This window comes from Sorangium sp. So ce426 (assembly GCF_051475585.1).
GTDB lineage: Bacteria > Myxococcota_A > Polyangia > Polyangiales > Polyangiaceae > Sorangium > Sorangium cellulosum_B.
Genome location: NZ_CP150341.1, coordinates 2,476,389 through 2,501,789 on the forward strand (window position 1 = coordinate 2,476,389; position 25,401 = coordinate 2,501,789).

The window sequence follows — 25,401 nt, forward strand, 5'->3', positions numbered from 1 at the left end:
GGAGCCTAGCAATCCTTGGCGCGCGCGGACCTGTGATACTCGTCGAATTGCCGTGAGCGCATCGACCGATCCGACCCATCTTTCCGCGACCGCGCTCGCCACGCTCCTTTCGGCGCGCGAGATCAGCTCCGAGGAGCTCACGCGGGCGCACCTGGCGCGCATCGAGGCGCTCGAGCCGCGGCTCCGCGCCTTCACCCAGGTGCTCCGGGACGAGGCGCTCGCGGCCGCCCGCGGCCTCGACGAGGAGCGCCGTCGCGGGGACATCCGCGGCCCGCTCCACGGGCTCCCGATCACCGTGAAGGAGTCGCTCGACATGGCCGGCATGGCCTCGACGCTCGGCGTCGCTTCCCGCAGGGGGCATCGGGCGACAAGCGACGCGACGGTGATCGCGCTGCTCCGACGCGCGGGGGCCGTGATCCTCGGGCGCACGAACGTCTCGCAGCTGCTGCTGTACAACGAGGCGCGCAACCCGCTCTTCGGGCAGACGGCGAACCCGTGGAGCCTCGATCACAGCCCAGGCGGCTCGTCCGGCGGCGAGGCGGCCGCCATCGCGGCGGGGATGTCGCCGCTCGGGATCGGCACGGACATCGGCGGCAGCATCCGCGTCCCCGCGCACTGCTGCGGTATCGTCGGCCTCAAGCCCACGCTCGATCGCTGGACCAACAAGGGGAGCAACACGGCGCTCCTCGGACAGGAGGCGATCCGCGCGCAGGTCGGGCCGATGGCCAGGAGCGCCCGCGACGTCGCGCTCGTCATGTCCGAGCTCGATCCCGCGTCGATGGTGGAGCTCGACGTGCGCGTGCCGCCGCTCCCGATCGTCGAGCCGGGGAGCGTCGAGGTGGCGCGCCTGCGCGTCGGGTTCTACTGCGACGACGGGCTGGTGCCTCCCTCGACCGCCGTTGCCCGCGCCGTCGCGAAGACGGCGTCGGCCCTGCGCGCGCGGGGCGCGACGGTCGTGCCGTTCACGCCGCCCGGGATCCCCGACGCGGTCTACGCGTATTTCGCGGCGCTCTCGGCGGACGGCGGCGCGACGGCGCTGTCGCTCCTCGACGCCGGCGAGGACGGCAGCGAGGCGACGGACATCGACGTCTCGCTCCGCTCGCTCCGCACGATGGCCTCGCTCCCGCCGCTCGCGCGCCGCGCCGCCGCGCGCGTCGCTGGCCTCGCGGGCGAGCGGCGGCTCCAGCGTCTCCTCGAGGTCACCGGGCCGAAGTCGGTCTCGGAGTTCTGGCGCACCACGCACGCGCTGCGCGAGGCGCGCGCCGCGATCGCGTCGGCGATGCGCGCCGAAGCGCTCGACCTGCTGCTCTGCCCGCCGTACGCCACGCCGGCCCTGCCGCACGCCGCGTCGCGCGACTTCGTCCTCGCGGGCAGCGCCGCGATGCTGTGGAACCTCACGCAGTTCCCGGCCGGCGTCGTCCCCGTGACCCGCGTGCGGCCCGAGGAGGCGCGCCGCGAGCGGCCACGCGACCGGCTGGAGAAGCGGGCCGCCGAGGTCGATGCGAAGAGCGTGGGCCTGCCCGTCGGGGTGCAGGTGGTCGGCTTCCCCTTCACCGAACACGTGGTGATGGCCGCCATGATCGCCATCGAGGACGAGCTCGCCGGCGAGGCCGATCGGCCCGTCACGCCTGTCTCACCGCCCTCGCTCGCCGGATGACGCGGCGAACGCCGGGAGCCGGCTGACCAGGGCGACACCGGAGCTCCATGATGCCGCCGCGCGGTCGCTGTCCGGCGCGTCCACGGTCGACAAAAACTGAAGCCCTACAAAGCCGAAAGGTCCGCCGGAGAACCTCTCCGCCGGACCAGTCGGGGCGAGTGGATTCGAACCACCGACCCCTTGACCCCCAGTCAAGTGCGCTAACCAGGCTGCGCTACGCCCCGAGCCACTCCGCCGCCACGTTTCGGTGCGGAGCGAGGGCGCACCGTAGTCGAAGCCTTGGGAATTGCAAGGGCATCGCATCGAGGAACGCAGACTCGCTCCAGACGGGGCGTTTGGCGCTGGATGCAGCCGGGCGCGGGGCGCGGATCGTCCAACGAGAACGCCGGGGCTTTCCCCGCGACGCCGCGGGCGCGCGATCCGAGCGGCGCCATCAGATGCCGCGGAGCGCGGTGGCGAGGCCCTGCGCTGTGCTGTCCGCGACGAGGATCCCGTCGTCGCTCCTTGCCCATGCGACCACGTCGCCCGCGTCGCAGGCGATGACCGGCACGCCGAGCGCGCGCGCCTCGCGGATCACCGTGGGGGCGGCCTCGTGCGATGAAGGGTGCAGCAGCACGTCCGCTGCGCCGATCCATGCGAGCGCTTCCCTCCGCGGGAGCGTGCCCGTGAAGCGCACCGCCGCGCTGCCGTCGCTCGTCGCCGTGACGCCCGCGCCGCGCGAGCTCTCTGCATCGAGGTCGCCGCGGCTCGCGAGGCGCTCGAGCGCGCCGCGCTCTGGACCGTCTCCGACGACGACGAGGCGCAACCCGGGTCCAGCGGCGCGCACCGCCTCGATCGCGAGCTCGACCCGCTTCGTCGGGATCAGCCGGCACGCGACGACGGCGAGGCGCTCGCCGGGGCCCTTCACGATTTCGCGACGGAGCGCGGCAGCGCGCCCCGCCACCGGCGGCAGATCGAACACGGGGGGCTCGACGCGCGAGGCGAGGTCCAGCGCGCGAGCCTGCTCCGGAGCGAGCGAGCCTGCGAGCGCGTCGCGCAGTGCGCGGGCCGCGAAGACGAAGCGCGCGTCGCGCCGGAGGAGCGCGCTCACCACCGCGGCGCGAGCCGCGCGCGGCGCGCGGAGCAGGAGCCGGACGTCGGCGCCATGGGCGTGCACCTCGATCGGCGTGCGCGGAAGCGCGAGCAGGAGCGGCCACGCGCACGGGATGATCCAGTGCGCCGCCGCGCGATCGACCGGCCCGATCTCACGGAGCCGCTGGAGCACGCCGGCCGCGAACGGCGCCACGGAGAGCAGCCGGAGCGGCGACTCGCGCGCGCGCGCCACGGCGCCGGGCCACGCGAACAGCGCGCCCCCGCCTGCCCGATGGACGACGAGCCGGCCGTCCCGGGAGGGTGGATCGATGTGCGAGCCCCCGGCGGCGATCACGTGGACCTCGGCGCCGCTGCGCGCGAGCGCCTCCGCCGACGACCGCACGAAATGGCCGGAGGGATCCTCGTCGCTGACAGGATAGGACGTCGTGACCACCACGGCGCGCATCGGGACCTCACCAGGCTGGACGCGGCGCGGCACCGCCTCCGCGCCGCTCAGGCGCGCAACCGCGGTTGCATCACCCTGCCGGGGCAACTGCTGGACGAACAAAATGACAAGACGCAGAGCACGCCGCGGACGCTCGAATCAAGCGTCCGTGTGCGTCTTCTGCGTCTTGGCCGGCTGCTCTTGCGCGAGGGGTGGTCGCTCCAGCCGCTCTAGGCGACCATGTCCATCTTCGACCGCTTCCGGCGACGACGAGCGGCCTCCGAGGCCTTCTTCCGTCGCTTCACGGACGGCTTCATGTAGTGCCGACGGCGCTTCAGCTCGCGGAGGATCCCCTCGGCGGCCATCTTCCTCTTGAGATGTTTGATGGCGCGCTCGATACCCTTGTCGCCCACGGCGACCTCGAGCGGTTTGCACTGAATGGCGTCTGTCGGCATGTCTCGAAGCGTCCTCTGCTGGGAAAAAACTGGCCCACTCGGCGGGCGAAATGCAAGCCGGCGGGGGCCGGCAGCGCGGGGCGCGCACTATGGCAGAGGCCTTCTAGCCTCGCAAGACCTCCCGGTAGTCGCGCGGCACGACGTCACGGCGCGCCGTCCGGCCTGTTTCGCCTGTTTCGCCTGTTTCGCCTGTTTCGCCTGTTTCGCCAGACCCGACTGACTCGTCTTGTTCGTCAGGTTTCGCCCGAATCCGCAGTTTCCCCGGATTTCTCAGGCTTCCCGTGGGTAATTGTTAGGACTTGCACCTGAGAAACTTTCTAAGTACACATCTTTCGGTGGCCACCGCGCGGACAGCTGCGGCAAAGGGGGCCGCGCCACGGGGTGCCCGGGGGCGCGCGGTCGGCTTCGAGCGCAGGGTGGTCGAGGCGGATACCCGGATCGCCTCCATGCTGGCGTGCGTGCGAGCGTCGGGGCTCAAGCTGACGCCGCAGCGCCTGGCGATCGTGCGCGAGCTCGCGGCGGATCCGACGCATCCGACGGCGCAGGAGCTGTTCGAGCGGCTCCGGCAGGCGCTGCCGACCATGAGCTTCGCCACGGTCTACAACACGCTCGACGCGCTGGCGTCCGCGGGGCTGTGCGCCGCGCTGTCTCTGTCGCCGGGCGCATCGCGCTTCGACCCGAACATGGCGGCGCATCATCACGCGGTCTGCGATCGCTGCGGGCTCGTCCGCGATGTGCCGTGCGAGCCGCCCGAGCCATCCGCCGAGCGCTCGGACGAGATCGCCCCCGCGCCTCTCGCTGCCGCGCCCGGCTTCGAGGTCCGCGCCGTCGAGCGGATCTACCGGGGGCTCTGCGCTGCCTGCGCGCGGGGCACCCGGGGGGGCGAAGGCGCGCGTGGCAAGGCGCGAGACGCCGGGCGAGGCGCGGCGGACAGTCGACTCCGCCCTGCAGGGGCTCGAGGGGCGCGGCGCCCTGGACGTGTCTAGCGGATCCACCGCGCCGCCGAGGCGACCTGCGCGGGCACCAGGGACTCATCATCCCAGCCGTTCAACCGAAGGAAGGAGAGCGAACCCATGACAACCAAGCAGCTTACGGGCACGAAGACGCACCAGAACCTGAAGGACGCGTTCGCCGGGGAGTCGCAGGCCAATCGCCGCTACCTGTACTTCGCAAAGGTCGCCGACGTCGAAGGTCGCCCCGAGGTCGCCGGTCTCTTCAAGGACACGGCGGACGGCGAGACCGGCCACGCGCACGGCCACCTCGACTACCTCAAGCAGGCGGGCGATCCGGCGACCGGCTTGCCGATCGGCAGCACGGAGAAGAACCTGAAGGCCGCGGTCGCCGGCGAGACCCACGAGTACGAGACGATGTACCCGGGCTTCGCGAAGGAGGCCCGCGACGAGGGCTTCGAGGACATCGCGGAGTGGTTCGAGACGCTCGCGAAGGCCGAGAAGTCGCACGCAGGGCGCTTCACGAAGGCGCTGCAGTCGCTCGACTTCTGAGGGCGACCGACGCGAGAGCGCGAGCGCTCCGGGGCGCGCCGAACCGACGTCGGCTCGACCCGGGGCGCGCGCGCCATCGCGACCTCGACGGCCGTCCGGCGCCAGGCCGCGCGGCGAGCCGTCGCTCCGCGCCGTACCCCAAGTTGAAGCTTTGGAGAGGAGCCGACCAGTGAGCGTCATCCGGCGTGCACCAGACCGTCCACCGGCGACATCGCCGAACGACGAGCGATATCTCGAGCCCCGCGATCTCGAGGCAGAGCTGCGGCGGACGTTCCAGATCTGCCACGAGTGCCGCATGTGCGTCGGGTATTGCGGCTCGTTCCCCGAGCTCTTCGCGCGCGTCGACAGGGACATCGAGGCCGGCGTCGCCGAAGGCGCCGAGGCCCTCACCTACGATGACTTCAAGGCCGTGGGCGACGCGTGCTGGCAGTGCAAGCTCTGCTACATCAAGTGCCCGTACACGGCCGACGAGCACGCCTACGAGCTCCTCGATTTCCCGCGCGTGCTCGCGCGAGAGCGCGCGGTGCGCGCCCAGCGGGAGGGCATCCCGCTGGTGGACAGGATCCTCGGCGAGCCGCAGCTGATCGGCGAGCTGGGCTCCGGCGCCGCCGCGCCGCTCGCGAACCTCGTGCAGGCGAGCCGCCTGCTGCGCAAGGTGCAGGAGAAGGTGACCGGGATCTCGTCGGAGTTCCCGCTCCCGGAGATGGCGCGCAGGCCGTTCTCGTCCTGGTTCGCGGAGCACGGCGCCGCGGCCGGCGCCGGCAAGCAAGGCGACGTGGTGCTCTTCGCGACCTGCTACGGCGAGTACAACACGCCCGCGGTCCCCGAGGCGGCGGTCCGCGTCCTCGAGCACAACGGCTACGCGGTGCACGTCCCTGGCTGCTCGTCGGCGGACGCTCCGCGGGCGGACGATCCGCGCGACACCCCTGCGGGGGCGCTGACGTGCTGCGGGATGCCGAACCTCGACGGCGGCGATCTCGCGGCCTTCACCGCGAAGGTGAAGCACAACGTCGCGCTCCTGCTGCCGCACGTGCGCAGGGGGAGGAAGATCGTCGTGGTCGGCCCGACGTGCGGCTACACGATGAAGAAGGAGTGGCCGGAGTACCTGCAGACGGCGGAGGCGCGCGAGGTCGCGGCCGCGACGGTCGACATGATGGAGTTCCTCGTCCAGCTCGGCCGCGAGAAGAAGCTCAACCGCGAGTTCAAGAAGGGGCTCGGCACGATCGCGTACCACGCCGCGTGCCACCTGCGCGCGCAGAAGATCGGCTTCCCGGGCGCCAGGGTGCTCGGCGTCGTCCCCGACACGGACGTGCGCGTCATCGAGCAGTGCTCGGCGGTCGACGGCACGTGGGGGATGAAGGCGGCCCACTACGAGACCGGGCGCAAGTACGCGTCGAAGCTCGTGCGCGGCGTCGCCGGCGCGGACGTCATCGTCAGCGACTGCACCCTCGCCGGTCTCAGGATGGTCAAGGAGAACGGCGCGAAGGTGCTGCACCCGGTCGAGGCGCTCGCCCACGCCTACGGGCTCGGCCCGACGCCGTGAACCTCGGTCCGACGTCGTCAAGGAGAGGAGCGTCATGCGTCCCATCGATCGCAACGAGGTGCTCGGGATCGGCGAATACGAGGCGATCCGCGAGCGATTCCGCAGCCGCATCATCGAGGAGAAGCGACCCCGCCGCGTGCGGCTCGGAGACCACCTGACCGCGGTCTTCGAGAACCGCGACTCGGTGCTCTTCCAGATCCAGGAGATGCTCCGCACCGAGCGCATCACGAGCGAGAGCGGCATCCTCCACGAGATCGAGACGTACAACGATCTCATCCCGGGCGCGGGGCAGCTCAGCCTGACGCTCTTCGTCGAGATCCCCGATCGAGCGCTGCGCGATCGGATGCTCATCGATCTGGTGGGCCTCGAGGACACCGTCTCGATCGAGGTCGACGGCGTCGCCGCGCGGGCGCTCGGCAAGCGCGACGGAACGATGGAAGACCGCACGACGGCCGTGCATTACCTCAAGGCGGATCTCCCTGCCGAGGCGCAGGCCGCGATCAAGGCGAGGAAGGCGACGGTATCGCTCGTCGTCGGGCACCCGCGCTACACGGTGAAGGCGCCGCTCGGGAGAGCGACCCTGGAGAAGCTCGCCGAGGACCTGTCCTAGCCGCGATGGTCTCCCTCGATCGTCCGATCAAGTTCGAAGACGTCGACGCCGCGAACATCGTCTTCTTCGCGCGCTTCCTCAACTACGCGCACGAGGCGATGGAGCGGTTCTTCGCGCCGCTCGACGGGGGCTACGCCGGGCTCATCCTCGAGCGGCGGATCGGGCTGCCGGCGGTGCGGGTCGAGGCCGACTACGCGGCGCCGGTGCGTTACGGCCAGGCGCTCCGGATCGAGACGTCGGTCGTCCGTATCGGCCGGCGGAGCGCCACGCTCCGGTACCGCATGCACCGCGCCCATGACGGCGTGCTGTCGGCGGAGCTACGGCACACGGTGGTGACCACCGACCTCGTGCAGCTGGTGTCGGTCCCGATGCCGGAGGACGTCCGGGCCCTGCTCGGCGCTCACCTCGATCTCGAGCAGGCGCCCTCCAGCGCCGGTCGACCGGCGTGAGCGCTCGGCCGGCGCGCCCGCGGGCACGCGCGAGGACCGAACCCGAGGCGAAGGCGCGCTCGCTGCTGAAGCGGCGCGTCGAGCTGACGCTCCTCCGCGACAGGGCGCACTACGACGCGCTCGTGATGGGCGCCGTCGCGAACGCGCGCGTCTCCGTGTGGATCGCGACGGCCAACGTGAAGGAGCTGCGCGTGGAGGCGCCCATCGGATCGAGGGCGCGGGCGCGCGGCCGGTACATGTCGTTCCTCGACCTGCTCGACGCGCTCGCCGCCCGGGGGGTCGAGCTGCGCCTGCTGCACGCCGGTGTCCCGTCGCGCGCCTTCCGCGCCGAGCTCCGCCGGCGGCCCCGGCCGCCGATCGAGATGCGGCGCTGCCCGCGGGTCCACCTGAAGATGATCGCCGTCGACGGCGCGCTCCTCTACCTCGGCTCCGCCAACCTCACCGGCGCCGGGCTCGGGGCGAAGGGCGAGGGGCGGCGGAACTTCGAGGCGGGCGTGCTCACCGACGACGACCTCCTGCTCGACGAGATGCAGGGGACGTTCGAGGCGATCTGGACCGGCGCCGAGTGCAAGGGCTGCAAGCTCCGGCCGCTCTGCCCGGGGCCGCTCGACCAGCTCGACAAAATCCCGTTGCGCTGACGGTCCCGATGGCCGATGAGCAGCGCATGAGCACCGCGGGACCGGACCCCTCCGACCTCGATCGAATCGCCAACGCCGCGCTCGCGCGCGTGGACAGCGGGATGCTGCTCGGGCTCGGCACCGGGCGGGCGTCCGAGGCCTTCATCCGCCGCCTCGGGGAGCGCGTCCGCCGAGGGCTCCAGATCAAGGGCGTCGCCACGTCGGAGCGCTCGGAGGCGCTTGCCCGCCGCGAGAACATCCCGATGGTGTCGCTCGAGGAGGTCGAGCGCCTCCACATCGCCGTCGACGGCGCGGACGAGGTGGCGCCCGACCTTGGCCTCATCAAGGGCCTCGGCGGCGCGCTCCTCCGCGAGCGCGTGGTCGCCTACGAGGCCGCGCAGTTCATCATCCTCGTCACGCCCGAGAAGCTCGTCGAGAAGCTCGGCTCGCGCGTGCCGATCCCCGTCGAGGTGGTGCCCTTCGCGAGCACGACGGCCACGCGGCACCTGATCGCGCTCGGAGGCAAGCCGGTGATCCGCAAGAACGCGGACGGGTACCCGTTTCAGACCGACAACCACAACTGGATCCTCGACACCGCGTTCGGCCCGATGGACGCGCCCGCGGCGGTCGACGCGCGCATCCGCAAGATCCCCGGCGTCGTCGACACGGGGCTGTTCCTCGACATGGCGACCCTCGTGCTGGTGGCGGACCCGGGCGCCGTCCGCGAGCTGACGCGGCAGCGCTAGCTCGGCGTGTCACGGATCCCGTCGGGGATCGCACGCACGCGAGGCCAGGGAACACGGCCCTCGGGCGGGCGGCGCCAGCGCGGCGCGCGCCCGCTCATGGCGGGATCGATGACAGGTGGAGCTAGCGCGCGTGGCGATCGAGCCTGCGGGCCAGGTCGTCCAGCGCGAGGTTGCCCGGAGCCCCGAGCGACACGCGCGCGCGGAGGCTCGCCGCGGCGTCGCCGGCCGGCAGCGCCGCGATCTCGGCCGCGACCTTGCGGTAGGCCTCGCGGAAGGGGACGCCCTCCACGGCGAGCTCGACGGCGCGATCCGTGGCGAAGCACTCCGGCGTGATCGCGCGGGCCATGCGCTCCCGGTCGAACGCGAGCCCCTCGACGAGCCGCGGCAAGAGGCGCGACGTCGCGAGCGCCTCGTCGAGCCCGCGCATCGTGGGGCCCTTCGTGAGCTGGAGATCGCGGTGGTAGCCCGACGGGAGCGCCACGATGGACTGCACCTCGGCGAGCGCCCCCTGGACGACGGAGCACGCCGCGCGCATGAGCTCGACGACGTCGGGGTTGCGCTTCTGGGGCATGATCGACGAGCCGGTCGTGAACGCCTCCGGGAGGCGGATGAACGCGAGCTCGCTCATCGCGAACAGGCTGAGATCCCACGCGAGCCGGCGGCTCACGGCCATCACCTGCCACGCGGCGGCGAGGATCTGCGCCTCGATGATGCCGCGCGACGTCTGGGACGCGAGCGGGTTCAGCGCCACGCCGGCGAACCCGAGCTCGCGCGCGACGCCCACGCGATCGAGCGGGAGGTTCACGCCGAAGCCCGCGGCGCCCCCGAGCGGGCAGCGATCGACGAGCGCCCGCGTCGCGCGCACCACGTCGATCGCGTCGGTGAGCCCCTCGACGAACGAGGCGGCCCAGTAGCCGACGGACGACGGCACCGCCCGCTGCAAGTGCGTGTAGCCGGGCATCGGCGTCTCCGCCTCGCGCCTGGCGAGATCGAGCAGCGCGCGGGCCCCGGCCGTCGCGTTCTCGGCGAGCTCGTCGAGCGCGTCGCGCTCGTACAGGCGCGTGGCGACGAGCACCTGATCGTTGCGGCTCCGGCCGGTGTGCACCTTCTTGCCCGCGTCGCCGATGCAGGCGACAAGCGCGGCCTCGATCGCGCTGTGGCCGTCCTCGTCGTCCTCGGTGAGCCGCAGCTCGCCGGCCTCGTTCTGGGCCGCGAGCACCTCGAGCTCGCGGACGAGCGCGTCCCGCTCCGCCTCGCTGAGCACGCCGATCCGCGCGAGCCCGCGCACGTGCGCGATCGTGGCCCGCAGGTCGTACGCGAGCAGGCGCTGATCGAGCTGCCAGTCGTCGCGCGAGGTGTAACGCAGCATCTGGGCGTCGGTCGCGCCCCCTTTGTCCCACAGTCGTACGCTCATTCAGCTCCCCAGGCTCTCGTCCACGAGAGCACGGATCTCGGCAAGCTTCCTGGCCTTGCCCTCGTCCAGCGGTCGCGGCTTCGCCGCGCCGGCCGCGGGCGCGAGCTCTCGCTCGAGCTCGCGCAGCTCGTCGTCCGCCGTCCGCGCCGGCCGGCGCTTGCCGAGGCCGAGCGCGCGGGCCAGCCAGCTCCTCGACTCGCCGATCGCGTAGTCGTCCGCGGCGATCCGGTCCGGCGCGGCGCGCAGCATGCGGACGAGCGCGGCGTTGGAGCTGGCCCAGACGGCGGACTCGTCGAAGTGGGCGCGCGGCGTCACGTCGAGGTGTCGCGCGGCGGTCCGATCGGGCACGTCGTGCAGCCGGCAGTAGACGGCGAGCGCGAGCGCGAGCTCGTCGACCGGCATCTTGGTCGCCGAGTGCACCTGCACGCCGCCGCAGCCCTTCGCGTACAGGTAGGAGCCGTTCGTCGCGAGGACGCCGAAGCCGAGCAGCACGGCGGCGAGATCCACCGCGGGCTCGCGGTCCGACGGCGCGAGCGCGTCGAAGGCGCCGGCCTCGCTCAGGAACATGTACGCCACGGCGCGCACGAACGCCGTCGTGAGCACCGTGGGGTTGCGGAGCTCACCCGCGGAGAGCGCGACCCGGTACCCGCCGTCGCCGCGCGGGGCGACGCGCTCCAGCTTCGACTCCAGCGCCATCCCGCCGCATGCGCCGCTCGAGCAGCTCACGGTGCTGGCCTGCCCCTCGGGGGTGACCACCGCGAGCTCCACCGGGACATCCTGGAGCCCGGCGTGCTCCTGGACCCGCACCATCAGGGCGGCCACCGTCTTCGGCGAGCCGTCGAACGCGTCCGGGAAGAACTCGGCCGTCGGCTGCACCAGCCCGCGCACCGGCTCCGCGCCGTGCTGGAGGAGCGTTGCGGTCGTACGAAGGATCCAGCGGATCTGCGGTTCGTCCGGGAGGTCCATACAGCCAGTGTATGCCACCGCTGCGCGGCGGTCGCGCGGTAGTTCCCAGGTCGCCTCAGCAGAAGGCCGGCCGGGCGGCAACGCCCGGCTCGGGGACGCGAATTTTGGCGTTTTTTTGTCCATGCCACTTCCTTTTCGACGGCGGTCGGCGACCGCGTAAAGTTGTGCCCCCATGACGGAAGAGGCGAAGGGCATCTCCGAGAGGAAAGCGGATCACATCGAGCTCTGCGCGACCGGCGACGTCGGGTTCCGCGCCAAGACCACGCTGCTGGAGCAGGTCGAGCTGATCCACGACGCGTTGCCGGAGCTCTCCCTCGACGCGATCGACACCTCGGTGCTGCTGCTCGGGAAGCGGCTCCGCGTCCCGCTCCTGATCGCGGCCATGACCGGCGGGACGGAGCGCGCGCGCGCGATCAACCGGGAGCTCTCGCAGATCGCCGAGGAGCGCGGGTACGGCTTCGGGCTCGGGAGCCAGCGGGCGATGCTGAACGGCGACGCCTCCGCCACCTACGAGGTCCGCGCGCACGCTCCGACCACCCTCCTCCTCGGGAACATCGGCGCCGTTCAGGCGCGATCGCTGTCCACGGAGGCGGTCGCCGAGCTCGTGGCCCAGGTCGGCGCCGACGCGCTCTGCGTCCACATGAACCCCGCGATGGAGCTGGTCCAGCCGGGCGGCGACCGGGACTTCGCCGGCGCGCTGGATGCGATGGGCCGGCTCGCGAGCGGCCTCAGCGTGCCGGTCGTCGCGAAGGAGACCGGCTGCGGGATCGGCCCGGGGACGGCGTACCGCCTGGCCCGGGCGGGCGTCCGCGACCTGGACGTCTCCGGCGCTGGAGGCACCTCCTGGGTCGCCGTCGAGGCGGCCCGCGCCGAGGGGGCGGCCCGCTCCCTCGGTGCGGCGCTGCGCGAGTGGGGGGTGCCCACGGCCGCCTCGGTGCTCATCGCCCGCGCTATCCGTCCTCGTTTCAAGACGATCGTCGCGACCGGGGGCATCACGAGCGGCCTTGACGTCGCTCGTGCGCTCGCGCTCGGCGCGCATGCGGCCGGGATCGCGCGCCCGGTCCTCCAGGCGTTCGTCTCGGGGGGACGGGACGCGGCGGTGCGGTACCTCGAGAGCGTCGAGGCCGAGCTCCGGGCGGTCATGCTGCTCGTCGGCGCGCGCGACGTCGCGTCGCTCCAGAAGGCACCCGTGCTGCTCGGACGGGAGCTGCGCAGGTGGACCCGGTTGCTGAAGCACATGAAGCAGATGGAGAGGGCGTAGTCGTGGCGGTCGGGGCAACGGGGGTAGGGGGGCCGAGTCGGCGGGGTCCGGTCCCCGGGGTAGGGCCGGCGGGGCCGAACCGACGTTGTCGGCGGGGACGGCGAGGCGCCCAGCGGTCGCTGTCCTTGGCGGGGGCGCCGGGCACGCCTCTGGCCCGCGCTCGACGCTTCCGTCCGGTCAGCCCCGCATGATACGGTCCGAAGCTCTGGAGAACCCCGGGATAAAATGACGGAGAAAAAAGGGCGTCCGAGCGATCGTCCCCCCGAGGACCTGAAGAAGGAGCGCGATGCCTTCATTCAGCAGTTCTTCCGCAAGGGGGCGCAGCTGACCGAGGAGCTCCTCCGCGAGAACGAGCGCCTTCGCGACAAGATCTCCGAGCTCGAGTCGGAGAACGGCAAGCTCCGCGCGCACCTCGCGAGCGACTCGGCCATCCGCGATCTGCTCCGCAAGATCGAGGAGCTCGAGCAGGAGAAACGCGACCTTGTGACGCAGTCGGTGCGGATGGTGGCGGCCTCGGACCGCTTCAACAGCCGCTACTCGGAGGCGGAGGGAGAGCTCGCGAACCTCGCGAACCTGTACGTCGCGCTGTCGCAGCTGCACGCGGCGCGCAACGTGCGCCATGTCCTCCGCAACCTGAAGGAGCTCCTGGCGCAGTTCCTCGGGGCGGGCGCCTTCTCCGTGTACCTGGCGTCCCCCGATGGTAAAGAGCTCGTCTCGATCGCGAGCGAAGGCGTCGCGGTCGAGGAGATCGCGCGCATGCCCGTGACCGAAGGCGTCGTCGGCCAGGCATTCTCGAAGGGGGAAATCTTCTTCGACGAGACCAAGGACGTCTCCAAGGGGAGCATCGAGGATCCCGCTGCAGTGATCCCGCTCGACTTCAACGGGCGCACCGTGGGTGTCATCGCGATCTTCAGCACGCTCCCGCAAAAGACGGAGTTCGTGAACGTGGACACCGAGCTCTTCAAGCTCCTCGGGGCCCAGGCCGCCCCCGCCCTCATCAACGCGCGGCTCTTCACCGACGCCGGCCGGAAGGTGCCTGGCGTCCAGGCATTCCTGGACCTGGAGGACTGATCATGGCCGAGTACTCGTGTCTGATCGTTGAAGACTCGCCCATGATGCGGCAGCTCTTGGTCTTCGCGCTGGCGCGCGTGAAGAACCTCCGCGTCACCGAGGCAGACGACGGCGTCGACGGTCTCCGCAAGCTCGCCTCGACCAAGTACGACGTGATCATCACCGACATCAACATGCCGATCATGGACGGGCTCAAGCTCGTCAAGCGCGTGCGCACGGATCCGGTCCACAAGGACACCCCGATCATCATCATCACCACCGAGGGGTCTCAGGAGGATCGTCAGCGCGCGTTGCAGCTCGGCGCGAACGCGTACATCACGAAGCCCATCCAGGCCCCGCAGGTCATCGCCAAGGTCAAGGAGCTCCTCAAGATCGACTGAGGCGCGCGCCGGCGGCCGCGCCCCGTCGCCCGCGTTCCGCGGGCGCACGATTCCATGCGCCGGCCGCTCGGGCGGCGCGGCGCCCCGGCGCGGCCGTGCGGATCGGCGCTGCGATGAACCCGCGCTCCGCTCTACGGCTTCGGTCCGAACTTCAGGAGCACGCGGTTGCGGCCGGTGCGCTTCGCCTCGTAGAGCGCCTCATCGGCCGCCGCGATGAGCTCCATGCCGTTCTGCACCGCGAGCTCGGGGTGCGCCGCGACGCCGACGCTGATCGTCGTCGGCATGCGAACGCCCTCGTGCTCGAAGACCGACCCCTCGATGAGGAGGCGCAGCCGCTCGCCGAGGATGCCCGCGTTCTCGAGCCCCACGCCGCGGCACAGGATGCCGAACTCTTCACCGCCGTAGCGCGCGAACACGTCCTCGGTCCGCACCGTGTGGCTCGCGATCTTGGCGATCCTCGCAAGCACGTAGTCGCCGGCGAGGTGCCCGAAGGTGTCGTTGATCCTCTTGAAATGATCGACGTCGAACATGAGCAGCGACAGGTGCGCGCCGTGCCGCCGCGCATAGGAGACCTCGGTCTCGAGCCGATCCAGGAAATACTTCTTGTTGAAGGCCTTGGTGAGGGCGTCGCGCAGCGCGGCGTCGTACATCTGCTGCTGAAACGACTCATCCAGGTGGTCGTGGTAGGTGAACTTGAGGATGGTCGTCGAGCCCAGGCGGATCTTGTCGCCGTCGTGCAGGGCGACGCGCGTGATGTGCTCGCCGTTCACCATCGTCCCGTTCGAGCTGTTGAGATCCTCGATCAGCACCTGGCTGTCCATCTGGAGGAGGCGCGCGTGGCGCCGCGAGATGCCGTCGTCGTTCAGCCGGATGGTCGCCCCGGATGCCCGGCCGATCACGATCTCGGCGCCCTCGACCCGGTACATCTCGCCGACGTTCGAGCCAGCGAGCACGATGAGGTAGGCGCGGTCCTTCGGCGAGCGCGCCGGGAGCTCCTTGTGGAGTTCCCCAACGTTGGCCACCCGCGTGGCCTCGAAGTCATCGTCGGGGAGGTAGCTGCCCATGCTCCCTGAGGATGATCCTAAATCCTTGAAATAGGTTCAAGCGGGAGGGCATGGCACAGGCGATGTTCCCTGTCGGGTAGGGTGCGTGACGGAGCGTCGCGCGTTTCGCGCGGAACGCGCGTTTTCCGCCCCTTGCGCGCGCTCCCGACGGAGCGCTCCCGCGCACCTGTGCGCTCACGCAGCCCTGCCGAGCGGCACCACGAGCTGCTCGACCCAGAGCTCGCCCGCCCGGAGCTCGACGAACGTCGCGTCGGCGTGCCCCGCGCCATACGCGGAGACGGCGCCGCTCCGCACAAGGTCGTCAAGCTCGCCAAGCTCGCCAAGCTCGCCAGGAGCGCGCGCACCTGCGCGCACGTGATCGACGGTGCCCCGCAGCGAGCACGGCGCTTCGCCCACCGAGCCGACGTTGATGATGCGCACCCCGCCCACCATCCGATCGAACGGGACGTGGGAGCCACCACAGATCACGACATCGGCCGGATCGTCGCCGAGCAGGGAGAGCACCTCCTCGTCGGTCATGTCGTGAGAGATCGGCTCGAGCGGATCCGCCGGGGAGCCGTGGACCAGGACGAGCTCGCCGCCGTCCTCGAGCGGCAGGCGGTACGTCGGGGCGAGCCGCGCCAGCCGCGCAAGGATCAGCTCGCCGAGCTCGGTTCGCGTCTGGGACAGGCGATCGAGCCGCGCGCGCTCGTGCTCGCTCCGCGCCCTGACCTTGTCGAGGTCCAGCGTCGCCAGGGCGCGATCCGATACGCCCTGTACGCAAACCGCCTTGGCCTGGGTGAGCCGGCGCCACGTCTCGAGCGGCTTCGGGCCGGGAAAGCAGAGATCTCCGGCGACCAGGAGCTGGGTGTACCCTCGGCGCTCGGCCGTGGCCAGGACCGCCGCGAGCGCGTCGGCGTGGCCGTGAATATCCGAGACGCAGAGCAATCGCACCCGGCGAGCATAGGATCTGAGAGCGACGCCGCCAAGGCGCGAGGTGGGGCCAGGTGGCGATAAACCGGCGGTCGGGCCCTGCGGAACCGCCGTTCACGCCCCCACGGTCTTGCTAGCCTCCCGCCATGCAACAGGTCTCGAGGCTCCTGGAGATCGCGAGCGCGATCGATGAGCAACGCGTGAAGGACCGCGCGGAGCGGCTGTCGTCTCGCCTTCGTCCCGGGACGATGGCCTTCGCCATCGCGGCGCTCCTGACGGCCGCCTACCCCGCGATCGGCGCGATCATCGAGGCGAATCCGGACATCGTGGAGCGGCTCGCGGCGGAAGGCCACCAGACGGCGCGGGATCGCGCCACGTACCTGGCGCGGATCCGGAGCCGCGTCGGCGACGTCTCGGACACGGACCGCGTCCGGCGGGAGCTCCGGCGCGTGGCGCGCGAGGAGCGGATCCGCGTCGCGCTGCGCGAGCTGCTCCCGCCGTCGGCGGGCGGCGCGGACATCGACGTCACCGCGCGCGAGCTCACCGCGCTCGCCGAGGCCACGATCGAGGTCGCGCTCGCCGAGGCCGTCTCCGCCGTGACCGCGCGGTTCGGAGAGCCGCGCACCGCGACGGGCGCGCGCTCGAAGTTCGTCGTGCTCGGGATGGGGAAGCTCGGCGGCGACGAGCTCAACGCGGGCTCCGACGTCGATCTGATCTACCTCTACGACACGGACGACGGGCACGTGGGCCTGCCCGGCGACCGCCCCGTCTCGGTCACCCTGCACGACTTCTGGGCCCGCGTCGCGCGCCGCCTCACGTCGACGCTCGAGGAGGTCACGGAGGACGGCTTCGTCTGGCGCGTGGATCTCCGGCTCCGCCCGGAGGGCCGGAGCGGCCCGCTCGTCAACTCCCTGGCCGCAGCCGAGCGCTACTACGAGTCGTTCGGCCGCCTCTGGGAGCGCGCCGCGCTGCTGCGCGCCCGCGAGATCGCCGGCGATCTCGACTTTGGCGCGGAGGCGCTCGGGGTGCTCGGCCCGTTCGTGTGGCGGCGCCAGGTCGATCCGCAGCTCGCCGTCGACATGATCGAGCTCGTCGATCGCGCTCGCGCGGAGCTCCCGCACGACGCGTCGCGCGACCTGAAGCTCGGCCCGGGCGGGATCCGCGAGGCGGAGTTCTTTGTGCAAGCCCTGCAGCTCATCTGGGGCGGGCGCGAGCCCCGCGCGCGCGCGCAGGGCATGCTCGACGGCCTGCGGCGCCTGCGCACCCTGGGGTACGTGACCGACCGGGAGGGGCGGGAGCTCGCGGAGGGCTACCTCGCGCTCCGGCGCGCGGAGCACGCGGTGCAGTCCGCGACGGGCGTGCAGACGCACCTCCTCCCCGACAGCGAGGCGGAGATCGCCCGCCTCGCGCGGGCGCTGCGCTTCGAGGACGCCGCGGCGTTCCTGGCCGACACTGCGCAGCGCCGGGGGCGCATCAAGGCCCGGCTCCTGTCGCTCCTTCCGAAGGGGAGCGCCCGGCCGTCGCGGTGGATCGACGCGATGGCCGCGCTCGACCATGGCGATCGCGACGCGTTCGCCGAGGCGCTGGCGAAGCACGCCGTGCTCGTCCTCGGGGGCGAGCCGGCGGCCGCCGCCGACGGCGCCGCGCCCGAGCTCGCCGCGCCGCCGGAGCCGCACGCCTCGCTGACGGCGCGCTTCCGCGACGTCGCCGACGATCTCTTCGAGCTGTCCCGCCACCCGGACGGCCTGCTCGGGGCGCGCAGCCGCGAGGCGTCCTCGTCCCTCGCGGAGACGCTGCTCGCCGCGGTGGTCGACGCCGCCGATCCGGAGCAGGCCGCGCGCTTCCTCCGGCTGTGCTTCTCCCGCATCAGGCACTCCTCCGTCTACGCGCGCATGCTCGGCGACGAGCCGCGCGCGCTCCGCAGGCTCGTCGAGGCGCTCGGGTCGAGCGCGTTCATCGGCGACGCCATGGTGAGGTACCCCGAGCTCGTCGACGCCGTCCTGTTCGCGCGCGGCGCGCCGAGCGCCGAGCTGATCCGACACACGATCGAGGCCAGCCTCAGCGAGGCGTCGCCGGACGAGGATCCGGAGGAGGCGCTCATCGGGGCGCTCCGGCGCGCCAAGGCGCGCGTCACCATCGAGGTCGGCCTCGCCGACCTGAGCGGCGAGGTCGGCACGCGCGAGGCGACGCTCGCGCTCTCGGATCTGGCCGACGCGTCGCTCGAGGCCGCGACGCGCTTCGCGCTGGGGACGCCGCCGGGCGAGCCCGTGCGAGGGCTCGCCGTGATCGCGATGGGCAAGCTCGGCGGCCGCGAGATCGGCTACGGCTCGGATCTGGACGTCTTCTTCCTGTTCGACCCGGCGTGCGCGCCGCCCGGCGAGCAGGGGGCCGCGTCCGACCCCGGCACGTACTACGCGCGGCGCGCGCGGCAGATCATCCGGCTCATCTCCATGTCGCACGCGGCGGGCCCAGGCTACGAGCTCGACACGCGCCTGCGCCCCTCGGGCAGCCAGGGGCTGCTCGTCACGTCCGTCGACTCGTTCGCTCGCTACCACGGCATCCGCCGCGCCGACGCGGCTTCTCCGGCGCCCGCGGAGCCGGAGTCGTCGCCCGGGGCGCGGCACATGCGCGCGGCGATCTGGGAGCGGCTCGCGCTGATCCGGGCGCGCGCGTCGGCCGGCGATCCCGAGCTTGGGGCGGAGGCGATCGCCATCGCGCACGAGGCTGCGTACCTCCAGGCCGACGACTTCGATCGGATCGCCGACGAGATCCACCGGCTCCGGCTGCGCATGGAGCGCGAGCTCTCGCACGAGCGCCGCGGCCGCCGCGACTTCAAGCTCGGGCGGGGCGGCCTCGCGGACATCGAGTTCGCGGTGCAGCTCCTGCAGATCCGGCACGGCGCCGATCCGCGCGTCAGGACCACCGAGACGCTCGCGGCGATCGACGCGCTCGCCGCGGCCGGACACCTCTCGGCCGGGCACGCCGAGACGTTCCGGGACGGCCACGCGTTCCTGCGCAAGCTGGAGCAGCGGATCCGCATCGTGCACGCGGACGCGTCGCAGCTCCTCGAGGAGGACGCGCCCGGGGTCCCGACCCTCGCGCGTCGGACGGGCATCCGGGGCCGCACCGCGGCCGAGGCCGCGCGCGAGCTGCTCGCGCGCTATGGCGCGATCACCGAGCGCGTACGCCGGGCGTACGAGGCCATCGTCGCGGGCGGCGCGGCGCCTCTCGGTGAGGCGAGCGAGGCGCGAGAGGCGAGCACGGCGAGCGCGGGGGAACCGGGGGCACCGAGGGGACCGAGGGGACCGAGGGAACCGAGGGAACCGAGGGAACCGCGCGACGACGAGCGCTGAAGGTTGCCGTTGACCCTTGTCGGACGCGGTGGAATGCCAGGCGTTCCGATGACCACCCAGAGCGAGCAGAGCGCACGCCCGTCCGTCGGGCACCGTCATGTCACCGGGACGAGCTCCCTTGATAGCCTCGTCGGCGCGCACCCGGGTACGCTGAGGCAGTTCTACGAGGCAGGGAAGCCGGCGGATCCGGCGGAGCTCGGCGATCTGCCGCGAGGGCGCCTGCTCGCCCTGCAGCCGACGGCCGGGATCCACCTGGCGACCCGCCCGCTGATCACGGCGCTCGCGTCGCGCTGGATGCCCTGGAAAGGGAACGAGTTCGATCATGGCGGCAACTCCGGCACGAACGTGGTCTTCGGGAGCCGGATCTGCCGCTTCAAGGCGCAGCTGATCCCTTCGGAGCTCGACGGCAAGCCGACGCTCGCGCTGACGTATGGCGAGAAGGCGTTCGGCAATCCCTGGCCGGTGAGCGCGGTCAAGGACGAGCTGCGGACCGTGGAGCCCGGGCTCGCGATCGGACCGATGCTGCTGAAGTGGCACGAGCGGTGGCACGCCGTGCTCTGGTTCGGGCTGACCCGCGTCGATCCGCAGTAATCGGCCGGACGGGCCCGAAGTGGGCTCAGGCGAGCCGGAGGCGCGAGCGGCGCTCGTCGCGGGACCTCGCTCGCGGCGCAATTGCGCGGCGCGCGACGTGCGACGTGCGACGTGCGACGTGCGACGTGCGACGTCAGAGAGCAACGCGCCCGTCGCGAATCATCGATCCGTCAATCCTTCTTGTCATTGCGTCACGCACCATGTCGGACGCACGGAGATCCACTGTCCGGGCCGTCCGGCCGCGCGACACGCATGTCCTTCGCGGACGCGGTAGTCAGAGGTATCAGGGCTCGCCCTAATAACCCATCGCTCCATTCCTGCTCTTTGCTGGACATACTTCCCGATTTCTACAGTCTGGCATACGATAGAGACTGGGCGGCAGCAGAGCACCTTTGCTCGCGTCGCCGGGAGGCTCGAAATGGTGACTTGGTCGGGCAAGGCGGGAGTCTTGATGGCTGCGATCGCTGTAGCACCGGGCGTCATGGCTGGCTGCTCCTGCGGAGATACCGGGGGCACGGCGCCTCTAGCATCCGGCGGCGCGGGGCCTGGCGGTGGCGCTGGAATCGGCGGTGAAATTGGCGGTGGAATTGGCGGTGGCTTCGGCGGCTTCCCGGCGAGCGTCAGCGGGGGCGGTGTCGGAGGCGAAGGCGGCTGCGAGGGCCTCGAATGCCAGCAGGCCGAATGCGAGAACGGGGCGAAGACGACGGTGAGCGGCACCGTGTACGACCCCTCGGGCAAACTGCCGCTCTACAACGTGATCGTCTACGTCCCCAATGCGCCGCTCGATCCCATCCCCGACGGTGCGACCTGCGATCAGTGCAGCGCGACGCTCTCCGGCAAACCGCTCGTGACAGCGCTGACCGATACGGAAGGAAAATTCGTCCTGGAGGACGTGCCGGTCGGCGAGAACATCCCGCTCGTCGTGCAGGTGGGCAAATGGCGCCGCGAGATGACGCTCCCCGTGGTCGAGCGATGCGAGGACACCGCGACGGACGCCGGGATCATCCGGTTGCCGCGCAACCAATCGGAGGGGCACATCCCGAAGATCGCGCTCACGACGGGCGGCGCCGATCCGCTCGAGTGCTTGCTGCACAAACTCGGGATCGATGAGAGCGAGTTCACGCCGGAGACCGGGACCGGGCGGATCCACCTGTTCGCCGGCCGCGGGGACGTCGATCACGTGGAGACGACGCGCTATGCGGACCGCCTGAATCAAGGCGCGGAGTTCACGCCGGCCACGAGCCTCTGGGGGACCGTCGACGCCCTGAGCCAGTACGACATGGTGATCCTCGCCTGCGAGGGCGACCCGCACCAGGAAGACAAACCCGGGCCGGCGCGCCAGGCCATGTTCGATTATACCTCGCTCGGCGGGCGCGTGTTCGCGTCCCACTGGCACAACGTCTGGCTGAAGCGGGGGCCGGCGCCGTTCCCGGACACGGCGGTCTGGGACAACGACATCACGGACCCGGAGAGCCCTCTCACGGCGCTCGTGGACACCACGCTCCCGAAGGGGCAAGCCCTCGCGGAGTGGCTCGTCAATGTCGGCGCGTCGGACGTGCCCGGCCAGATCGTGATCAACGGCGCACAGCATACGGTGAGCGACGTGACCGAGGACATCTCGACCCGGTGGATCTATTACGACGAGCCCGAGCCGGCCGGGGTCCAGTACTTCACATTCAACACGCCCGTCGACGTCCCAGAAGATCAGCAGTGCGGGCGTCTCGTGTTCACGGACATCCATGTCTCTGCGGCGGACCTCACGGGCCCGCCCTTCCCGGATGGGTGCTCCACGGAGGAGCTGAGCGCTCAGGAGAAGGCGCTGCTCTTCATGCTGTTCGACCTGTCGTCCTGCATCGTGCCCGACGACGAGCCGCCGCCGATCCCCATCCCCATCCCGCAGTGACCTGCCTCCCTGGCATCCACCGCGCTGCCGGCGCCCCGCGCGCCCGCGCGCCGGCCCCGGAGCCCCGCCGGCGCTGAAGGACGCATGTCGGTATTCTCCTGAACTACGTCGTCTCCATCCCGAGCTGCCCCGCAAACGATCCTTGATGATGGGCGGAGAGCGTCCTCGATATCGATTGAGCAGACGGAAGCGTACGAAGACGCACGAAGACGAACGAAGACGACAATCATGACGACAGCCGAGACAAGGGGCTGTCGCGGTGGGAAGCACCACGCAGATACGGAATGTCATCCATGCATGGTCCGGGGATCCTGCTAGGATGAATCTCGCCCGCAGTGCGGGGTTACATCCGGAGCCTGGGTCGCGGTCTTCGGCTCGGCAGAAGGAACATTCCTACGATGGTCCAGCATCGCCCTAAGCCAGCGGCTGCATGTCGGGCCATCGAGCGTTGGCTTCGCGAGGGCGGTCGTGCTCCGCGGTTGCGCGGGGCGTCGCAGGAGACCGGGCGCACGGAGGCGCTCCCGCTGCAGGGCGAGATGGGGGGGATGCGCGGAGTGATGGAGGGCGATGAAGTTCAGGTCTGTCCTGCGCCGCCGCCGCCGTCCTCGCGCCGGTACCTGTTCAGCCGGCGCGGCGACGCGGGCTGCCCGCTCTGCGCGCGGCGCGCTCGGTCGACGATGCCAGGCCTCGGCGGGGCGCCGTATCCCTTCCTGGCCGCCACCTGGGTGGTCCTCATGGTCGGCGAGCCCTTGCCGTCACCGCCCTGATCACGCCCGGGCGCTGCGTCGTGCGCGCCGGCCGCGCTGCAGCGCCCGTGCGCTGCGTCGTGCGCGTCGGCCGCGCTGCCGCGCACGACGCTGCGCTCCGGGAGCGTTCGTCGCCAGCGCGGCGGAGCGGCTGACGCGCGCCCACCTCTCCCGTTGGCCGCGAAGGTGGCTGGCGCGCCGCTGCGCCCGGAGGTGGGGCCCTCGCGCGGAGGCTCGGCGGCCGAGATCTGCCGGCGCCCTCCTGGGATGCTTGGGATGGGATGTGATGGGAAAGGTGCGGCTGGGCGCTCCGCGGCGAGCGGCGCGCCCGACGCTGCTGCTCAGCTGGCCGCCGACCGCTTGCCGGCGGTCGCGCGCTTCTGCCCCGCCCTCTGCGCGCCCGGCTGCGCCGCCTTCGTTCGCCGCGCGGCTCCGCGCCCGACGCGGGCGCTGGCCGACGGCTTCCTCATCGCAGCTGCGCGCTGCGGCGCCGCGCGCTTCGCGCCCGCCGCGCGCGTCGTCTTGCGCCCGCCGGCCGGCGTCGCGCCCGCCGCGCGCGTCGTCTTGCGCCCGCCCGGCGTCGCGCCCGCCGCGCTCCGGCCGCGCCCCGCCGCGCTACCGGTGGCGGTCCGCTTCCTCGTCGTGGCCGCCCTCTTGGCCGCGCCGCTCTGCTGCCGGCTCGTCTGTCCGGCTGTCGCCTTCCTCGGCGCGCTGCTGGTCTTCTTCTTCTCCGCCGCCGCGGTGCTCCGCGCCGTGCCCGGTCGCGCCGCGGCGCTCGCTCCTGCCTTGCTCGCTCCCTTCTTCGCCCGGGTCACTCGCCGGGTCGACGCAGCGGCCATCCGTGCGGCGGCGGCGGACTTCGTCCGCCTGCGCGGAGCCTTCCGACCCGCCTCACCCTGGGAGTTCGCGGGCGCAGCTTGCTCGCGCTCGCCGCTCTGGACCCGCTTCCTCTGCTTGGACGTATCCTTCGATGTCTCGCCTCTCGGCATTGAGCCCTCCCCCCGAGCTCTCTCGACATGAGCTCGCTCGTGGACTCATGGTGCCACAGCCTTCCCTCTTTCCCGGTCGGAAAGTCGGCGGGAAGCACCGGAATCGAAATCAGGATCCGCTGTAGCCAACCCCGGCGAAAGCGCCTATTGCGCGTCAGGCGCTCGGCAATTCCGCGCTCCAGAGCCGCGCGGTGGAGCCGCGGGCGCGGTGGAGCCGCGGGCGCGGCGAGCCCCACGCCCGCGCGAGGCGCGCTCCACCACGCCCCGCGCCGCGCGTCAGAAGCAGGTGCCGCCGCCGCAGCTCCTGCCCACGCAGCGCAGCAGCTGCAACGTCTCCGGGCTGTGGATGCACTGGAACCCGCAGACGGCGGGGCCGCTCCCCTCGTCGAGGCAGCCGAAGAAGCACGCGACGTCGTCCGCGCAGGTGGGGCTGAGCAGGCACTGGCTCAGCTGCGCGCAGCAGCGGTCGGCCACGCATCCTCCGCAGCCCGTCCCGTCCGATGGGCAAGCGGGGCCGCCGCAGAGGCCGTCCTGGCAGCTGCCGTTGCAGCACTCGCCGGAGTCCGCGCACGGCTGGCCGTCGCGCGCGCACGGGGGCCGGCAGACGCCGTCCTCGCACGCGCCGCTGCAGCACGCCTCGCCGGACGCGCAGCGGCCGCCGTCTGCGGCGCACTCGGCGCAGACCAGCCCGCAGAGCCTGGGGACCTCGCCGACGCAGATCTCGTCCCAGCTGGTGGTGCAGCAGAACGGGTCGAACCGGCAGAGCTCGGCCGCGCACCCGCCGCAGTCCGCGGCGAGCGGCGCGCCGATCTCGCAGGGCGCGTGCGAGCACGCCGCGCCCCCGCACACGCCTTGCGCGCAGACGCCGGAGCAGCACGCATCGGCCGAGCCGCACGCGACCCCGTCCGAGCTGCACCCGCCGCAGATGCCCGCGTTGCAGCGCCCGGTGCAGCAGTCCGCGCCCTGGCCGCACGCGGAGCCGTCGGGCGCGCACGCCTCGGCGCAGGCGCCCGCGACGCAGGCGCCGCTGCAGCACGCGTCGCCCGCGCCGCAGCGCGCGCCGTTCGGGATGCACGGCGCGCGGCACGCGCCCTCCACGCAGCTCAGCGAGCAGCACTGTCCCGCGGACCCGCACGCGCTCCCGTCCCGGAAGCAGCCCCGCCCGCAGGCCCCGCCCATGCAGACCCCGGCGCAGCACTCCGCCGCGCTCTGGCACGGCGCGCCGTCGGCCGAGCAGCCCTGCCCGCAGAGCCCGCCGGCGCACAGGCCAGCGCAGCAGTCGCCCGGGGCGGCGCACGGCGCGCCGTCCCGCGCGCAGCCGTCGCCGCCGCAGATCCCCTGCGCGCACGCGGCGCTGCAGCAGTCCGCCGCGCCCTGGCAGGGGAGCCCGTCCTCCCGGCACACCGGCGGATCTGGGGGCGGCGCGTCGGGGGCGCCCCCTGCGCCCGCGAGATCGGGCAGCCCGACGAGCTGCTCCCTGGAGCCGCACCCGACGGCCGGCGCCGCGAGGACCACGAGCACGAGGAACACGAGGAGGCAGCGCGCTCGGAAAAGCACGGCGCGGAGGCTACCACGGGGGCAGTTCACGACGGGCGGGCGTGGCGGTGGGGCAACGGCGGGGACGTGGGGAACGTGGGGAAGTGGAGATGGAGATGT

At 72.1% G+C, this 25,401-nt stretch carries 23 protein-coding genes and 1 tRNA gene; 15 read left to right on the plus strand and 9 right to left on the minus strand.

What is annotated here, in order from left to right; genetic code table 11:
* Positions 1 to 52 precede the first annotated feature (52 nt).
* On the plus strand, positions 53 to 1,657 hold the full coding sequence (locus WMF44_RS09420; RefSeq protein WP_437298795.1) for an amidase: 1,605 nt from the start codon (positions 53 to 55) through the stop codon (positions 1,655 to 1,657).
* Positions 1,658 to 1,806: 149 nt separating this feature from the next.
* On the opposite strand, the gene WMF44_RS09425 is transcribed toward WMF44_RS09420, so the two are convergent.
* From WMF44_RS09425 to rpsU, 3 genes are all read right to left on the minus strand, one after another.
* A tRNA-Pro gene (locus WMF44_RS09425) sits at positions 1,807 to 1,881 on the minus strand.
* A gap of 209 nt (positions 1,882 to 2,090) precedes the next feature.
* Positions 2,091 to 3,194 carry a glycosyltransferase gene (locus tag WMF44_RS09430; RefSeq protein ID WP_437298796.1) on the minus strand — a complete coding sequence of 368 codons (1,104 nt, stop codon included), beginning with the start codon at positions 3,192 to 3,194 and terminating at the stop codon, positions 2,091 to 2,093.
* Between the two features lie 209 nt (positions 3,195 to 3,403).
* The gene (gene rpsU / locus WMF44_RS09435; protein WP_012234386.1) at positions 3,404 to 3,628 is read right to left on the minus strand and encodes a 30S ribosomal protein S21; all 225 of its coding nucleotides are present in this window, start codon (positions 3,626 to 3,628) and stop codon (positions 3,404 to 3,406) included.
* Between the two features lie 446 nt (positions 3,629 to 4,074).
* Between rpsU and WMF44_RS09440 the strand changes: the two genes are divergently transcribed.
* The 7 genes from WMF44_RS09440 (at position 4,075) to rpiA (ending at position 9,095) form a co-directional block, all read left to right on the plus strand.
* Positions 4,075 to 4,614 (plus strand): Fur family transcriptional regulator, encoded by a 540-nt coding sequence (locus WMF44_RS09440; RefSeq protein ID WP_437298797.1) that lies wholly within the window; start codon positions 4,075 to 4,077, stop codon positions 4,612 to 4,614.
* A gap of 87 nt (positions 4,615 to 4,701) precedes the next feature.
* Positions 4,702 to 5,130 carry a rubrerythrin family protein gene (locus WMF44_RS09445; protein WP_272101433.1) on the plus strand — a complete coding sequence of 143 codons (429 nt, stop codon included), beginning with the start codon at positions 4,702 to 4,704 and terminating at the stop codon, positions 5,128 to 5,130.
* A 169-nt stretch (positions 5,131 to 5,299) separates the two neighbouring features.
* A complete protein-coding gene (locus tag WMF44_RS09450) occupies positions 5,300 to 6,673 on the plus strand; it encodes a hypothetical protein (RefSeq protein ID WP_437298798.1) in 1,374 nt (457 codons plus the stop codon).
* 34 nt (positions 6,674 to 6,707) lie between these two features.
* A complete protein-coding gene (locus WMF44_RS09455; RefSeq protein WP_437298799.1) occupies positions 6,708 to 7,283 on the plus strand; it encodes a DUF3501 family protein in 576 nt (191 codons plus the stop codon).
* A gap of 5 nt (positions 7,284 to 7,288) precedes the next feature.
* A complete protein-coding gene (locus tag WMF44_RS09460) occupies positions 7,289 to 7,732 on the plus strand; it encodes an acyl-CoA thioesterase (RefSeq protein ID WP_437298800.1) in 444 nt (147 codons plus the stop codon).
* Positions 7,729 to 8,370, plus strand: a complete 642-nt coding sequence (locus tag WMF44_RS09465; RefSeq protein WP_437298801.1) for a phospholipase D family protein — start codon at positions 7,729 to 7,731, stop codon at positions 8,368 to 8,370. Before WMF44_RS09460 ends, WMF44_RS09465 begins: the two co-directional genes overlap by 4 nt.
* Before the next feature lie 26 nt (positions 8,371 to 8,396).
* On the plus strand, positions 8,397 to 9,095 hold the full coding sequence (gene rpiA / locus WMF44_RS09470; protein WP_437298802.1) for a ribose-5-phosphate isomerase RpiA: 699 nt from the start codon (positions 8,397 to 8,399) through the stop codon (positions 9,093 to 9,095).
* Between the two features lie 121 nt (positions 9,096 to 9,216).
* Here the strand turns inward: rpiA and argH are convergent, their stop codons facing one another.
* Entirely contained in the window at positions 9,217 to 10,509 is a 1,293-nt protein-coding gene (gene argH / locus WMF44_RS09475) for an argininosuccinate lyase (RefSeq protein ID WP_437298803.1), read from the minus strand.
* Entirely contained in the window at positions 10,510 to 11,475 is a 966-nt protein-coding gene (locus tag WMF44_RS09480) for a hypothetical protein (protein ID WP_437298804.1), read from the minus strand. It abuts the gene before it with no gap.
* Positions 11,476 to 11,647: 172 nt separating this feature from the next.
* Here WMF44_RS09480 and fni point away from each other — a divergent pair, with 172 nt between their 5' ends.
* The 3 genes from fni (at position 11,648) to WMF44_RS09495 (ending at position 14,187) form a co-directional block, all read left to right on the plus strand.
* A complete protein-coding gene (gene fni / locus WMF44_RS09485) occupies positions 11,648 to 12,736 on the plus strand; it encodes a type 2 isopentenyl-diphosphate Delta-isomerase (protein WP_437298805.1) in 1,089 nt (362 codons plus the stop codon).
* 225 nt (positions 12,737 to 12,961) lie between these two features.
* On the plus strand, positions 12,962 to 13,807 hold the full coding sequence (locus WMF44_RS09490) for a GAF domain-containing protein (protein WP_012234397.1): 846 nt from the start codon (positions 12,962 to 12,964) through the stop codon (positions 13,805 to 13,807).
* Positions 13,808 to 13,809: 2 nt separating this feature from the next.
* Complete coding sequence (locus WMF44_RS09495) at positions 13,810 to 14,187, plus strand: response regulator (RefSeq protein WP_012234398.1); 378 nt, start codon at positions 13,810 to 13,812, stop codon at positions 14,185 to 14,187.
* A gap of 131 nt (positions 14,188 to 14,318) precedes the next feature.
* On the opposite strand, the gene WMF44_RS09500 is transcribed toward WMF44_RS09495, so the two are convergent.
* Both WMF44_RS09500 and WMF44_RS09505 read right to left on the minus strand, forming a co-directional pair.
* On the minus strand, positions 14,319 to 15,251 hold the full coding sequence (locus tag WMF44_RS09500) for a diguanylate cyclase (protein WP_437298806.1): 933 nt from the start codon (positions 15,249 to 15,251) through the stop codon (positions 14,319 to 14,321).
* A gap of 174 nt (positions 15,252 to 15,425) precedes the next feature.
* On the minus strand, positions 15,426 to 16,184 hold the full coding sequence (locus tag WMF44_RS09505) for a metallophosphoesterase family protein (RefSeq protein ID WP_437298807.1): 759 nt from the start codon (positions 16,182 to 16,184) through the stop codon (positions 15,426 to 15,428).
* A gap of 125 nt (positions 16,185 to 16,309) precedes the next feature.
* Between WMF44_RS09505 and glnE the strand changes: the two genes are divergently transcribed.
* From glnE to WMF44_RS09520, 3 genes are all read left to right on the plus strand, one after another.
* A complete protein-coding gene (glnE, locus tag WMF44_RS09510) occupies positions 16,310 to 19,516 on the plus strand; it encodes a bifunctional [glutamate--ammonia ligase]-adenylyl-L-tyrosine phosphorylase/[glutamate--ammonia-ligase] adenylyltransferase (protein WP_437298808.1) in 3,207 nt (1,068 codons plus the stop codon).
* A 48-nt stretch (positions 19,517 to 19,564) separates the two neighbouring features.
* Positions 19,565 to 20,107 carry a hypothetical protein gene (locus WMF44_RS09515; protein WP_437298809.1) on the plus strand — a complete coding sequence of 181 codons (543 nt, stop codon included), beginning with the start codon at positions 19,565 to 19,567 and terminating at the stop codon, positions 20,105 to 20,107.
* A gap of 706 nt (positions 20,108 to 20,813) precedes the next feature.
* Positions 20,814 to 22,010 (plus strand): carboxypeptidase regulatory-like domain-containing protein, encoded by a 1,197-nt coding sequence (locus WMF44_RS09520; RefSeq protein ID WP_437298810.1) that lies wholly within the window; start codon positions 20,814 to 20,816, stop codon positions 22,008 to 22,010.
* Positions 22,011 to 22,584: 574 nt separating this feature from the next.
* On the opposite strand, the gene WMF44_RS09525 is transcribed toward WMF44_RS09520, so the two are convergent.
* A complete protein-coding gene (locus tag WMF44_RS09525; protein ID WP_437298811.1) occupies positions 22,585 to 22,863 on the minus strand; it encodes a hypothetical protein in 279 nt (92 codons plus the stop codon).
* A 169-nt stretch (positions 22,864 to 23,032) separates the two neighbouring features.
* On the opposite strand from WMF44_RS09525, the gene WMF44_RS09530 reads away from it, so the two are divergent.
* Positions 23,033 to 23,776: a hypothetical protein gene (locus WMF44_RS09530; protein ID WP_437298812.1), complete on the plus strand. Its 744-nt coding sequence runs from the start codon at positions 23,033 to 23,035 to the stop codon at positions 23,774 to 23,776.
* A 245-nt stretch (positions 23,777 to 24,021) separates the two neighbouring features.
* Here WMF44_RS09530 and WMF44_RS09535 read toward each other — a convergent pair whose 3' ends face one another.
* Positions 24,022 to 25,302: a hypothetical protein gene (locus tag WMF44_RS09535; protein WP_437298813.1), complete on the minus strand. Its 1,281-nt coding sequence runs from the start codon at positions 25,300 to 25,302 to the stop codon at positions 24,022 to 24,024.
* Between the last annotated feature and the right edge of the window lie 99 nt (positions 25,303 to 25,401).